Raw genomic sequence first — 13,156 nt, 5'->3', positions numbered from 1 at the left:
TGAGCGCGCTGCGGATGAGCCGAGGATGACAAGGTACGGCGGCAGTCCCTAAGCTCGACAACACCATTGTCGAAACGTCGAGGCCAGGAGGCGAACGTGGCGGCCGACCCTCCGGGCTTCGAGCTCCCGCTCCGGCTCTTTCTCGGCTTCCGGGTGCTCATCGACGAACTCCACGCGGAGCTCGCCCGCCAGGGGCATCCCGACATGCGGCCGATGCACGGCTTCGTTCTGCAGGCGATCGGCCCCGAGGGCACCACCGCGGTGGAACTCGGCCGACGGCTCGGCGTCTCCAAGCAGGCGGCGGGCAAGACGGTCGACACCCTGGAGCAACTGGGTTACGTCGAGCGCGGCTCCGACCCCGGCGACGCCCGCCGCAAGATCGTACGGCTCACAGAGCGGGGCGTCGACAGCCTCGTCCGGTCGGCGCGCATCTTCGAGGACCTGCGCGCGAGCTGGGCGAGGACTCTCGGCGAGGATCGGCTGCGTGCCCTGGAGTCCGACCTGCGCGCCGTGACCCCGGAGGAGGTCTTCCGCCTCGACGTCCCCGGCTGGTTCGGCGGCCACTGAACGTTCACGGGAGCGACGGGCGACGGGCAGCGGGACCGCGCGAGGCCGGTTCCGGCCGGTTCCAGGGAGGCGACTGCTCGCGGACGGCGGTTTCGAGATGCCGGATACGCGCGGACATCGGTTCAAGGCATGCCATAACGGGCGCGGATGCCGATTCAGGGGACGTCGGAACAGGCGCGGACACCGGCTCACGGGTTGTCGAAACAGACGGCTCAGGGGGTGTCGAAACAGACGCGGACGGTGGTCCCGCCCTCCCCTGTGTGCACGCGGACCAGGTCTCCGAGGAGGTTGGTCACGAGCAGTCCCCGCGAGCCCCGCTGCCGGGAGTCGGCCGGGCGGCGTCCCGCGAGGGGGTCGACGATGTGGCCCGCGTCGCTGACGTCGAGGACGATCCGGCGGTCTTCCGTCCAGATCCGCAGGATCCCGGAGCCGCCCCCGTGTTCGATGCTGTTGGCGGCCAGCTCACTGGCGATCAGCCGCAGATCCTCCAGGCGCACCCCCGACAGGCCCGCCCGCTCGGCGTACCGGACGGCGAAGGCGCGCACCCGCCACAGGTCCTCGCCGCCGAAGGGGAGAACGTCGGCGTCCTCCGGTTCCGGCAACGGCCCGCCGCACTTGCGGATGACGCGTTCCGGCGCGTAACCGGTGCTGGTACGCGGTCCCGAGCCGTCCACGAGAACGGGATGGGCCGCCTCGGCGAGCTCGATGATCTCGGCGTCCAGCCCGTCCAGGTCGTACGGGCACAGGATGACGGCGTCCCGCCCCGAGAAGGCGAGGTTGATCAGCGCCTCGTGCAACAGGCACGCGTCGTGCTCCGTCCGCGGCCGGTCCGGCCAGACCGGTTCGCCGACGATGCGGACCCGGCGGCCCGGGTGGAGGTCGGCGAAGGCCCAGAGGACGGCGGGGATGATGCGCCCGGGGTTACGGCCGACCTCCTCCATGTCGAGGAAGTGCACCTCGTCGGCCGCCTCGCCCAGCTCCGCCCGGATGAGTTTCAGGTTCTGTCCCGGCACGGCGACCGCGACCGGCTCTCCGGCCTCGACGCCCTCGCGGACGAAGGGCACCGTACCGTCCAGATACTGCCGGAAGCCCCGGTAGAAGAGTGCCGGATGGGCGAACAGCTCCACCCTTGCGGTCGTCGGCGCGTTCACGGCGTCTCCATTTCGATCAAGGAGGGTTCGGAGGCTTCCTGTTGCTTTGTCAGCCTCCGGCTTCCTCCCGCCCTGCCAGCCTCCGGCTTCCTGCCGATGCGTCAGCCTCCCAGTCGTGACGGTCTGAGCGGGTTGTGGCCCACCTCCAGCAGCGCCCGTCGCCGGTCGTCGTCGTCCTCGTCGACCGTACCCTCGGCCAGCGTGTCCTCGACGCGGTCGACGGCCTTGCGCATCGTCTCGATGTCGTCGGTGGTCAGGTCAGCCTTCCGCTTGCCGAGAACCTGGAGCACCTGGCGCCCGAGCGGCGGCATGGCCGCCTCGGGGCTCACGGCGGCCGCGTCCTGTGAGGCCGAGGCCGACGCGAGCAGGAAGGCCCTCAGCTCCTCCGATGTCATGTTCACGACCTCGTGGAACTCCTGCCACACCAGGTCGAGGATCAGATCCGACTCTTCGGCCACCGTGCTCTCCTCTCATGCCGGGCCGGTAAGGCCACGCCCCGGACACGAACCGGCCACCGGCGCGGATCGGACCTCCCACGGGGGGAGGCGCGCGGTGACGGGCGCACGGCCCGCCCTACCCCGGCTTCCGTCCCGTTAACACGCGGGCCGGGGTACGGGCGGGAAAAGAGCCTTGATGATCAAGTGAGCCGAGCCTCCCGGACGGCGGTGTTCCCGGCCGTTACGGAAAGGCCCCGGACGGCCGGTCAAGCCCTCCTCAGGCGGGGTCGTCCACCGTGAAGCGCACTCCCGAGAAGCGGCTCCGCCACTGGGTGACCTCCGGCGCCACGGTTCCCGGGTCGACGTTCTCGTCCAGGCCCCGGGCGATGAACGACGCCAGCTCCGGCATGTCCGCCTCGGTCATCCCGAGCCTGACGATCTCCGGCGTACCGATGCGCAGGCCGTTCACGTCCCCCTCGACCGCTTCCAACGGCAGGCCGATGCCGCAGGCGAGGAGGTTCGCCTCGCGCAGCCGCCGGGCGGCCCGCTGACCACCGCCGTAGCGGTGGGCGAGGACGGCGAACTGGTGGGAACGGGTGCACCCGCGCTCGGCGGCGAAGACCGGGACCCCGAGGGCGATCAGTTCGTCGGCGAGCCTTCGCGCGGTCGCGACCATCGCCTGCGCGTAGGCGGGGCCCGCGGCCTTCCAGTCGAGCATCGTCATGGCGAGCGCCGCGGTCTTTCCCGCGTCGAAGTTCGCGGTGAGCCCGGGGTAGGCGATCGCGTCGAGCCGCTGGGCCAGCTCGGCGTCGTCGGTCACGATGAGCCCGCCCGCGGGACCGCCCAGGCTCTTGTACGTGCTCATGGTGATCAGGTGGGCGCCCTCTTCGAGCGGCTGCGGCCAGGTCTTTCCCGCGATCATCCCGCACAGGTGGGCGGCGTCGAAGAGCACGCGGGCACCGACCGAGTCGGCGATCTCGCGGATGCGCGCCACGGGGTGGTGGAACAGGTTGAGGCTGCCGCCGATGGTGATCAGCTTCGGCCGTACCCGTACGGCGAGCTCGCGCAGGGCGTCGACGTCCACCGTGTAGCCGTCGGACGTGACGGGGGCGGGAACGGTCTTCAGCCCGTACAGGCCGGCCGCGCCGGGCTGGTGGTGGGTGACGTGACCGCCGATGCTCGCCGGCGGGGCGATGATCGTGTCGCCGGGTTCGCAGACGGCCATGAACGTGTAGAGGTTCGCGAGTGCTCCGGAGCCGACGCGCACCTCGGCGTAGCCCGCGCCGAAGACCTCCGCGGCCAGCTCGGCGGCGACGATCTCGATCTGTTCGATCGCCTCCAGGCCCATCTCGTACTTGTCGCCCGGGTACCCCAGCGACGCCCGCGACCCGAGGTTGGCCGAGAGCAGGGCCTCGGCCCTCGGGTTCATGATGTTCGTCGCCGGGTTGAGGTTGATCGACTCCACGTCGTGGATGCGGTGGTTCTCGGCCACCAGCCGCTCGATCTCACTCTGGACCGAGGACGCCGTCTGGTCCGTCACGGCCTTCAGGACGGACTGGACGCGATCCTCGGTGGTGGCGGGCACCCACGGGCGGTGGGCGAGGGCACGGGGCATCGGGTGTTCTCCTGGCCGACAGGCAGACGGCTGTCGCGGGGATGTCAGGATGTCTGCCAGACGACGTTAGAACGCAGGCGACGACCAGCGCATCGGGTGAAAGACGGGCTTTCTAGCTGCTTTTTCCTACATTTGCCGGAAAAATACGGCCAACTTCTGCAGAAAAGATCACTTCTTTCACACGGGCCCCACTTCACACCTTCCGCATCCCCGAACCGGCACCCCCACAGGCCCCGGCGTCCGCACCGCACCGAAGCCCCCACCGCACCTTCCGCACGTCGCACCGACACCCCGCCACCCCGAACGAGCCACGCCGAAACCCCACCACCCCGAACGAGCACACGCCGACACCTCACAGCCGGACCACCTCGAACGAGCCACACCGAAGCCCCGCCACCCCGAACGCACAAGCCGACACCTCACGGCCGGACCACCTGGAGCGAGTCGTGCCGGGGCCTCACAGCCGGACCGCTTTAAATGAGTGAGCGACTCACTCATTCATTCGCTAGGATGCCGACGTGACATCGACCTCCCAGCGTGCCACCCCCCTCCCCCCCGACGAGCGGCGCGCGGCTCTCATCGCCTCCACCCTGTCGCTCGTGCTCGCCGAGGGGCCGGACGTGAGCACCCGGCGGATCGCGCAGGCGGCGGGGGTGGCGGAGGGAACGATCTTCCGGGTCTTCGCCACCAAGGACGAGCTCGTGAGCGTGGCGATCGCGAGCGCCTTCGACTCCTCCTCGCTACTGGGCGAGCTGAAGACGATCGACCGTACGGCCCCCCTGGACGTTCGGCTCGTCGAGGCGGTCGAGATCCTGCAGCGGCGCACCGCGCGAATCTTCCGCCTGGTGGACGCGATAGGGATGAAGGCCATCGAGGCCGGTCACGAACACCGAGATCTCTCCGAGGAGAGCGCCCTGATCAGGGAGGCGCTCACCGGCCTGATCGAACCCGCCAGGGAACGGCTGCGCTGCGAACCGGGCGAGGCCGCCCGCCGACTGCAGTTGCTGGTCATCGCGTGCACCCATCCCCGGCTCGTCGAGAGCGATCCGCTGGCCGCCTCGGAGGTCGTCTCCATGCTGCTCGACGGAGTACGCCTCACAGCCGCTCCCCCAGAACCGCTTCCCTGACCTCCCGCCTTCCCCCGGAACCGCTTCCCTGACCTCCCGCCCCCTCCCGAACCTCTTCCCGACCTCCCGCCCACCCACCGGAGCCGCTTCCCCGACCCTGCCCACGGCGCCCCCGGCACTCCGACGCTCCCGGCACCCGCCCCCAACCGCCCCGACCTCGGCGGTACCGGCCCTGGCGGCCCCGACGAGCCGGGAACGCGACCTCCCGTCCTTCCGTCCTACCTCGACCCTTTCCTCCTGCCTCGACATCCTCCTCGGCTTGACCTCAACCGAGCTTCACCTCGCAGGCTGATTCCCACCATTCCCCTGAAGGAGATCCCTCATGATCCCGGTTACCGGGGCGACGAGCGCGACCGGCCGACGACGGCCGGATCCCCGGCACGACGCTCCTCGCCCGGCCACCCCACGCGAGGAGCCCTCATGCTGACCCGGCTGCTCCGCACATACCTGCGCCCCTACTCGTGGGCGCTGACAGCCGTGGTGGTGCTGCAACTCGTCGGCACCATCGCCTTGCTGTACCTGCCCAGCCTGAACGCCGACATCATCGACCGGGGCGTCGCCACCGGCGACACCGGCTACATCCTGTCCGCCGGGGGCTGGATGCTGCTCGTCTCCCTCGTGCAGATCGCCTGCTCGATCGCGGCGGTCTACTACGGCTCCCTCACGGCCACGGGATTCGGGCGTGACGTGCGCGCGGCCGTCTTCCACCGGGTGGGGGGGTTCTCGGCGAGGGAGGTCTCCAAGTTCGGAGCCCCCTCGCTGATCACCCGCGGTACCAACGACGTGCAGCAGGTCCAGATGCTCGTCGTGATGACCTGCACGATGCTGATCGCCGCGCCGATCATGGGCGTCGGCGGCATCGTCATGGCCCTGCGTCAGGACCTCGGCCTGTCCTGGCTCATGCTGGTCTGCGTCCCCGCGATGCTGGTGTCGATCGGCCTGATCAGCGTCCGCATGGTCCCCCAGTTCCGCGCGATGCAGGATCGCATCGACCAGGTCAACCGGGTGCTGCGCGAGCAGCTCACCGGCATCCGCGTGGTGCGCGCCTTCGTTCGTGAGCGCGAGGAGACCCGCAGGTTCGCCGACGCCAACACCGCGCTGACCGAGACGTCGCTGCGCGTCGGGCGGCTGACCGCGCTCATCTTCCCCACCATCATGCTGATCCTCAACATCTCCAGCATCGCGGTCCTCTGGTTCGGCGCCGCGCGGGTGGACAGCGGGGAGATGCAGGTCGGCGCCCTCACCGCGTTCCTCATGTACCTGATGCAGATTCTCATGTCGATGATGATGGCCACCTTCATCTCGATGATGATCCCGCGCGCCGCGGTCTGCGCCGAGCGCATCGTCGAGGTGCTCGACACCGACTCGTCGGTGACACCGCCCGACGACCCCGTACGGCAGGTGAGCGGGCGCGCCGAGCTGGAGATGCGTGACGTCGAGTTCCGATATCCGGGCGCGGCGGCACCGGTGCTGTCCGGCGTCTCCTTCCGCGCGAGCGCGGGACAGACCACCGCCGTCATCGGCAGTACGGGCTCCGGCAAGACGACGCTGATCTCGCTGATCCCCCGGCTGTTCGACGCCACCTCCGGCACGGTGTCGGTCGACGGCGTCGACATCCGCGACCTGGACCCCCAGATGCTCTGGACGCGCATCGGCCTGGTGCCGCAGAAGCCGTACCTGTTCAGCGGCACCGTCGCGAGCAACCTGCGCTACGGCGACCCGGACGCGAGCGACGCGGAGCTGTGGGAGGCGCTGGAGGTCGCCCAGGCCCGTGACTTCGTCGAGGCGATGCCGGAGGGCCTGGAGGCACCCATCGCGCAGGGCGGCACGAACGTGTCGGGCGGGCAGCGGCAGCGGCTCGCCATCGCGAGGGCGCTGGTCAGCAAGCCCGAGATCTATCTGTTCGACGACTCGTTCTCGGCTCTCGACCTCGCCACCGACGCGCGGCTGCGCGCGGCCCTGCGCCCGCACACCGCCGATGCCACCGTCGTCATCGTCGGCCAGCGGATCTCCACCATCGCCGACGCCGACCAGATCATCGTGCTGGACGACGGTGTCGTCGTCGGCCTGGGGACTCATGACGAGCTGATCGAGTCCTGCCCCACGTACCTGGAGATCGTCGAATCCCAACTGGCCTCGGAGGCCGCAGCATGAGCAGCGACCGGCCCATGACGACCACGCGACCGCGTCCCCCGATGCCCGTCGGAGGCTTCGGGCGCGGCCCCTTCGGGGGGGCCGCCGGGATGCCCGCGGAGAAATCGATGACCTTCGGGCCGTCGGCGCGCCGGCTCTTACGGCGCCTGGCCCCCGACCGCCCGAAGCTGCTGGTCGTGATCGCCCTCGCCGTGACCAGCGTGGTGCTGAACGTCCTCGGACCGAAGATCCTCGGCCACGCGACCGACCTGATCTTCACCGGGGTGATCGGCAGGCAGCTGCCCGCCGGGACGACCCCTGAACAGGCGATCGCCGCCGCCCGCGCCGCGGGCAACGACAACTTCGCCGGCCTGCTCTCGGGAATGGACTTCGTACCCGGCCGGGGCATCGACTTCGGCGCGCTGGGCACGGTCCTGCTGTGGGTCCTGGGGGTCTATCTCGCCGCGTCGGCCTTCGGCTGGCTCCAGGGTTACCTGCTCAACGACGTGGTGCAGCGCACCGTGTTCCGGCTGCGCGAGGAGGTCGAGGAGAAGCTGAACCGGCTCCCGCTGCGGTTCTTCGACGGCCAGCCGCGCGGCGAGCTGCTCAGCCGGGTCACCAACGACATCGACAACGTCTCCCAGAGCCTGCAGCAGACGATGAGCCAGCTACTGGTCTCACTGCTGACCGTGATCGGCGTGCTGACGATGATGTTCGTGATCTCGCCGCTGCTCGCGCTGATCGCCCTGATCACCATCCCGCTGACGATGTTCGTCACCGCGCTGATCGCGAAGCGCTCGCAGAAGCACTTCGTCGCGCAGTGGGCCCACACCGGCAGTCTGAACGCCCACATCGAGGAGGCGTTCACCGGTCACGAGCTGGTGAAGGTGTTCGGACGCCGTCCCGAGGTCGAGGAGGTGTTCAGGCAGCGGAACGAGGAGCTGTTCAAGGCCGGCTTCGGCGCCCAGTTCGTGTCGGGGATCATCATGCCGATGACGATGTTCATCGGGAACCTCAACTACGTCGCCATCGCCGTCGTCGGCGGCCTGCGGGTCGCCACCGGGTCGATGAGCCTGGGTGACGTGCAGGCGTTCATCCAGTACTCGCGGCAGTTCACCCAGCCGCTGACCCAGGTGGCCTCGATGGCGAACCTGATGCAGTCGGGGGTCGCCTCGGCCGAGCGGGTCTTCGAGCTGCTCGACGCCGAGGAGCAGGCACCGGATCCCGCAGCCCCGGTGCCTCCCACCGTCAGGCGGGGCCGCGTCGAGTTCGAGCACGTGTCCTTCAGCTACGACCCCGAGCAGCCGCTCATCGAGGATCTGTCCCTGGTGGCCGACCCCGGGCACACGGTCGCGATCGTCGGTCCGACCGGCGCGGGCAAGACCACCCTGGTCAACCTCGTCATGCGCTTCTACGAGTTGAACTCCGGACGGATCACCCTCGACGGCGTGGACGTCACCGCGATGCGCCGCGACGACCTGCGCTCGCACGTCGGCATGGTGCTCCAGGACGCCTGGCTGTTCGGCGGGACCATCCGCGAGAACATCGCCTACGGCAATCCGCTCGCCACCGAGGAGCAGATCCAGGCCGCCGCACGGGCCACGTTCGTCGACCGGTTCGTCCGTTCCCTGCCCGACGGCTACGACACCGTGATCGACGACGAGGGGGGCAACGTCAGCGCCGGGGAGAAGCAGCTGATCACCATCGCCCGCGCCTTCCTCGCCGACCCGTCGCTGCTCATCCTGGACGAGGCCACCAGCTCGGTCGACACCCGCACCGAGGTCCTGGTGCAGCACGCGATGGCCGCGCTCCGTTCGGACCGCACCAGCTTCGTCATCGCCCACCGGCTGTCCACCATCCGCGACGCGGACCTCATCCTGGTGATGGACGCGGGCCGCATCGTCGAGCAGGGCACCCACGACGAGCTGCTCGCCGCGCGGGGCGCCTACCACCGCCTGTACTCGGCGCAGTTCAGCGGTGCCGTGGTCCTCGAAGGCGACGAGCCCGCCGGGGAGGCGGTGGCCACGACAAGAGGATGATCGCGACGAGAGGTCGACCGCGACCGGAGCGATGACCACGAGGAGCGGATGATCACAGCGGGAAAGCGGTGATCACGACGAGAGACCGACCGCGGCCGGTGAACCGGGAACCGGCCGCGGTCGATCCCGACGCCTCACTCCGCTCGCCCCCACTTGCCTGATTCACCACAGCGGTGGTACCACAGACGTGGCACCACTGCTGTGGTGGTTAGAGGGGAGCGGGGCATGAGGGGAAGAGCCGCCATCGTGGGGGCCGGGATCAGCGGCCTGACGACCGCCATCGGGCTGCGCGGCATCGGGTGGGAGGTGCACGTGCTCGAACGCTGGCCGAAGATCAACTCCCAGGGCACGGCCCTCGGGGTGCGGCCCGACGCGCAGGCCGCGCTCGCGCGGCTGGGACTGGACGAGGAGCTCCGTCGCCGTACGGTCCCCTACCGGCGGGCCCAGATCCGCACGCCGGGCGGCCGCAGGATCGCCGACCTCCCGCTGGAGCGCATCGAGCGCAAGGGCGGCGCGCCGGTCCTGATGCTGTCCAGGATCTCCCTGATGGACATGCTGCTCGACGCCGTGGGAGACGCCTCGATCACGACCGGCACGGAGATCACCGATCCGGAGGCGCTACGCGGAGAGTACGACCTGGTGGTGGGGGCCGACGGGTTGCGCAGCACGGTCCGCACGGCGTATTTCGGCACCGCCGTCCGGCCGCGCTACACCGGGATCGTGGCCTGGCGGGGCGTCGTGGGGTTCGAGCCGGACCTACGCGGTGAGACCTGGGGGCCCGGCCAGGTGTTCGGCATCACTCCCCAGGAACCCGGGTCCACCAACTGGTACGCCGCCGTGGCGACACCAGAGGGCCACCGGGAGACCCTTGACGAGTTGCGTGCCCGCTTCACCGGCTGGCACGACCCGATCCCGAGGATCCTCGCCGAAGCCGACGAGAAGACCGTTCTGCGGCACGAGATCCACGAGCTGTCCTCGCACCTGAGATCCTTCGTGACGGGCAACGTCGCCCTGGTCGGCGACGCGGCGCACGCCATGTCACCGGCCCTCGGGCAGGGCGCGTGCCAGGCCCTGCTGGACGCCGTGGCTCTCACCGACTGCCTCCGCACCGCGGACGACGTCGAGACCGCGTTGCGCGCGTACGACGCCAGGCGCAGAAAGCCCGCTCAGCGTCTCGTGACGATGTCGCGGCATATGGCCCGCTTCTCGAACCACCCCCTGACGGGACCGCGCAACGCCCTCCTGCGCCTCCTCCCCGCCTGACCACGGCCAAGACCTCCCGCCCGGCCACGGCCACGTCTTTCCACCCGACCACGACCAGAACTTTCCGCCCGACCACGGCCAGGACTTTCCGCTGACCGCAGCCGAAGACGCGACACCCTCACACGCCTTCCCCCGCCCGACCTCGGCCAGAGCGGCAACGCGCTCATGCACCCCCTACCGCTTGACCTCAACCAAAGATGAGGTCGCAAGCTGGTCGGGACATCCTCACCCACGAAGGAGATCCGCATGATTCTGGTCACCGGAGCGACCGGCAAGGTCGGCGGGCAGACCGTCTCCCAGCTCCTCGACGCGGGCCTCCCCGTACGCGCGCTCACCCGTGACCCCACCTCCGCCGCCCTCCCGAAGGGCGCCGAGGTCGTACGCGGTGATCTGGCCGACCCCGCCACGCTGGACGACGCCCTGGACGGGGTCGAGTCGGTGTTCCTCGTCTGGCCCACCCTCTCGGCCGACCACGCGGCACCCTCGACCATCGAGAAGATCGCCAAGCACGCCCGCCACGTCGTCTACCTCTCCGCACGCGGTGTCCCCGACCCCGCACCGGGCACGCCCGAGCCGGACCCGAACTCGATCCTCGGCTCCCATGCCCGCATCGAGCGGCTGATCGAGCGGTCCGGGCCCGAGTGGACGTTCCTGCGGCCCGGCGGGTTCGCCGCCAACACCCTGATGTGGGCCTCGCAGATCCGCGACACCGGCACCGTCCGCTGGGTGCACGGAGGGGCCACCAGGGCACTCATCCACGAGCGGGACATCGCCGCCGCCGGGGTGAGCGTTCTCACCGGCACGGGCCACGCCGGAGCGAGGTACGTGCTGAGCGGCCCCGAGACCCTCACCCAGATCGAGCAGGTGACCGCCATCGGCGAGGCCGTCGGCCGGGCGGTCCGCTGGGAGGAACTCCCGCCCGAGGAGGCGCTGCGCGAGCTGGTCGGCCGGGGCTGGCCGCCCGCGGCGGCGAAGGGACTGATCGACGGGCACGCGCAGATGGCGATGTTCCCCGAGTCGGTCACCTCCACCGTGGAGGAACTCACCGGGAGGCCGGGCACCCCGTTCCGGCAGTGGGCCGCCGACCACGCCGACGACTTCCGCTGACGCGCCTCGGCCGGCTATTCGTCGTCGATTCCCGGCAACACCGAGAAAGAGGTGAGCCGACGAAGAGAACGACGTGTTCCGCGAATGTCGAGATCCCCGGTGGCGGTGACCTGCAGACGGCATCCGGCGCTGTTCACGCGTCCGGGGTGCCGTCCGCTCGCGTCCGGTGCGAATACGGATACAGCAGCAGTTGGAGCTCGCCCCGATCGTGTTTGCGGTCGCGACGTGCGCGACTGACGCGAAGTTCGCCACCTTGGCGTCGTGCCGCACACCGGTCGCTAGCGGGGCGTTCCTTCGCGCTCGCCTCGTCGGGCGAGGCGTTGGAGTTGTCCTTCGTGCACGTCGCTCACCCACTCCCAGCCGGGCTTCGCCGACGGGCCGACCCGTGGGTCGGTGGAGACGTGGCCGTCCCGCAGCGCGAGTACGTACGCCCGATCCAGGTCGATCCGCGCCCGCACCTGGTCGGATCCGCCGACGGACCCGTGGCCGGGGACGACGACGTCTACGCCGTCCGCCACGCCCTCGATCAGGTCCAGCGCGGTGAGGTATTCCTCGATCGGGTCGGCGGTGCCCTCCATGTCGAGCATCGGGACCAGGACGTCGGACAGCATGTCGCCGGCGACGAGAACCCCGCGTTCCTCGATCAGCAGCGCCGCGTGGCCCGGGGCGTGCGCCCGGTGCTCGATGATCCGGATCTCGGGGCCGTCCCAGGGGATCCGCGTGGTTTCCGCGGGCAGTCCGGTGATGAGGCCGAGCAGGTCCATCGGCACCTGCCCGGCGATCTCCGTCTCGAGCAGGTGGTCGGCGATGCGGTCCTTCGCACCCGCCTCCGACAGCTGCTCCCGGATCGTGGCCGCGCAGCGCGCCGTGCCGTAACGGGGCGCCTCGCCGAGCCCGGCGTGCCAGAGCAGGTGGTCCCAGTCCGGATGCGTGGAAAACCCCGCCACCACGGGCCGGCCCGCCTCGCGAAGGTCGTTCGCGAGGCAGTCGAGCTCGGAGCCGGTCACGCCGGGGTCGACGAGCAGCACACCGGCCCTGCCCCGCACCACAACGGTGTTGGTCTGCACGAACTCGCTCTCGTGGACCCACACCCCCTCCGCGACCTGCTTCAGCACGAGCCCGTCTCCTTCGCGTCCCGGATGGCGTAGTGATGCATCGTGACGCCCTGGTCGAACGATCGCTGCTCCAGCAGGTCGAGATCGATCGGCAGGTCGTAGTCGTCGAACAGCGGCCTGCCGAAGCCGAGGATCGCCGGATGGGTGAAGAGCAGCAACTCGTCGAGCAGCCCCGCCCGGAGCAGCTGCGTGGCGAGCGCCGCGCCGCCCACACCGATGGTGCCGTCGGTCTGGTCACGGAGGGCGGCGAGCTGCTCGATCGCGTCGTCCCCACCGATGATCCGGGTGTCGTGATCGGCGCTGTGGCGGGTACGGGAGACGAGCACCTTGGGGGCCGCCGTCCAGATCTCGCCGTATTCACGCAGGAAGTCCGGCAGCGACGCGTCCTCGCGCGCCCGCGGCCAGAACTCCTCCATCGTCTCGTACATGACCCGGCCCTGGACCATCACCGCGAGCTCCCGCGCCCGCGCGTTGAACTCGCGGTGCAGCTCCTCGCCGATGCGCAGCCACTCGCCGGCGCCGTTGTCCCCGGGAACCTGCTCGATCCGCAGGTCGAGGGACACGTTCATCCAATAGAGGAAGCGACCCATCAGCTCCTCCTT

The 13,156-nt window shown here is 70.1% G+C and carries 11 protein-coding genes; 6 read left to right on the top strand and 5 right to left on the bottom strand.

Annotated elements, in window-relative coordinates; translation table 11 throughout:
• The first annotated feature begins 96 nt into the window (after window positions 1–96).
• Window positions 97–567 carry a MarR family winged helix-turn-helix transcriptional regulator gene (locus ACFY3V_RS32550; protein WP_389778797.1) on the top strand — a complete coding sequence of 157 codons (471 nt, stop codon included), beginning with the start codon at window positions 97–99 and terminating at the stop codon, window positions 565–567.
• A gap of 212 nt (window positions 568–779) precedes the next feature.
• Here the strand turns inward: ACFY3V_RS32550 and ACFY3V_RS32545 are convergent, their stop codons facing one another.
• The 3 genes from ACFY3V_RS32545 to glyA all read right to left on the bottom strand — a co-directional run bounded on the left by ACFY3V_RS32545 (window position 780) and on the right by glyA (window position 3,770).
• Window positions 780–1,718 carry an anti-sigma factor RsbA family regulatory protein gene (locus ACFY3V_RS32545; protein WP_389778795.1) on the bottom strand — a complete coding sequence of 313 codons (939 nt, stop codon included), beginning with the start codon at window positions 1,716–1,718 and terminating at the stop codon, window positions 780–782.
• A 101-nt stretch (window positions 1,719–1,819) separates the two neighbouring features.
• Window positions 1,820–2,176 (bottom strand): DUF3140 domain-containing protein, encoded by a 357-nt coding sequence (locus tag ACFY3V_RS32540; RefSeq protein ID WP_350945604.1) that lies wholly within the window; start codon window positions 2,174–2,176, stop codon window positions 1,820–1,822.
• A 256-nt stretch (window positions 2,177–2,432) separates the two neighbouring features.
• Window positions 2,433–3,770: an aminotransferase class I/II-fold pyridoxal phosphate-dependent enzyme gene (glyA, locus tag ACFY3V_RS32535; RefSeq protein ID WP_362904078.1), complete on the bottom strand. Its 1,338-nt coding sequence runs from the start codon at window positions 3,768–3,770 to the stop codon at window positions 2,433–2,435.
• 518 nt (window positions 3,771–4,288) lie between these two features.
• Here glyA and ACFY3V_RS32530 point away from each other — a divergent pair.
• From ACFY3V_RS32530 to ACFY3V_RS32510, 5 genes are all read left to right on the top strand, one after another.
• Window positions 4,289–4,897 (top strand): helix-turn-helix domain-containing protein, encoded by a 609-nt coding sequence (locus ACFY3V_RS32530; RefSeq protein ID WP_362904080.1) that lies wholly within the window; start codon window positions 4,289–4,291, stop codon window positions 4,895–4,897.
• Window positions 4,898–5,317: 420 nt separating this feature from the next.
• Window positions 5,318–7,051, top strand: coding sequence for an ABC transporter ATP-binding protein (locus tag ACFY3V_RS32525; RefSeq protein WP_362904082.1), 1,734 nt, complete (start codon window positions 5,318–5,320; stop codon window positions 7,049–7,051).
• Window positions 7,052–7,158: 107 nt separating this feature from the next.
• Complete coding sequence (locus ACFY3V_RS32520) at window positions 7,159–9,069, top strand: ABC transporter ATP-binding protein (protein WP_362904084.1); 1,911 nt, start codon at window positions 7,159–7,161, stop codon at window positions 9,067–9,069.
• Window positions 9,070–9,294: 225 nt separating this feature from the next.
• Window positions 9,295–10,332 (top strand): FAD-dependent monooxygenase, encoded by a 1,038-nt coding sequence (locus ACFY3V_RS32515; protein ID WP_389778791.1) that lies wholly within the window; start codon window positions 9,295–9,297, stop codon window positions 10,330–10,332.
• Between the two features lie 246 nt (window positions 10,333–10,578).
• Window positions 10,579–11,439, top strand: coding sequence for an NAD(P)H-binding protein (locus ACFY3V_RS32510; RefSeq protein WP_389778789.1), 861 nt, complete (start codon window positions 10,579–10,581; stop codon window positions 11,437–11,439).
• 278 nt (window positions 11,440–11,717) lie between these two features.
• Here ACFY3V_RS32510 and ACFY3V_RS32505 read toward each other — a convergent pair whose 3' ends face one another.
• A complete protein-coding gene (locus ACFY3V_RS32505; protein ID WP_350945611.1) occupies window positions 11,718–12,554 on the bottom strand; it encodes an MBL fold metallo-hydrolase in 837 nt (278 codons plus the stop codon).
• Entirely contained in the window at window positions 12,548–13,144 is a 597-nt protein-coding gene (locus ACFY3V_RS32500) for a dihydrofolate reductase family protein (RefSeq protein WP_350945612.1), read from the bottom strand. Before ACFY3V_RS32500 ends, ACFY3V_RS32505 begins: the two co-directional genes overlap by 7 nt.
• Between the last annotated feature and the right edge of the window lie 12 nt (window positions 13,145–13,156).

The sequence above is a fragment of the Streptosporangium sp. NPDC000095 genome, from assembly GCF_042899335.1.
In the GTDB taxonomy this organism is placed as follows: Bacteria; Actinomycetota; Actinomycetes; order Streptosporangiales; family Streptosporangiaceae; genus Streptosporangium.
This window is presented reverse-complemented; position numbering and strand designations above follow the sequence as displayed.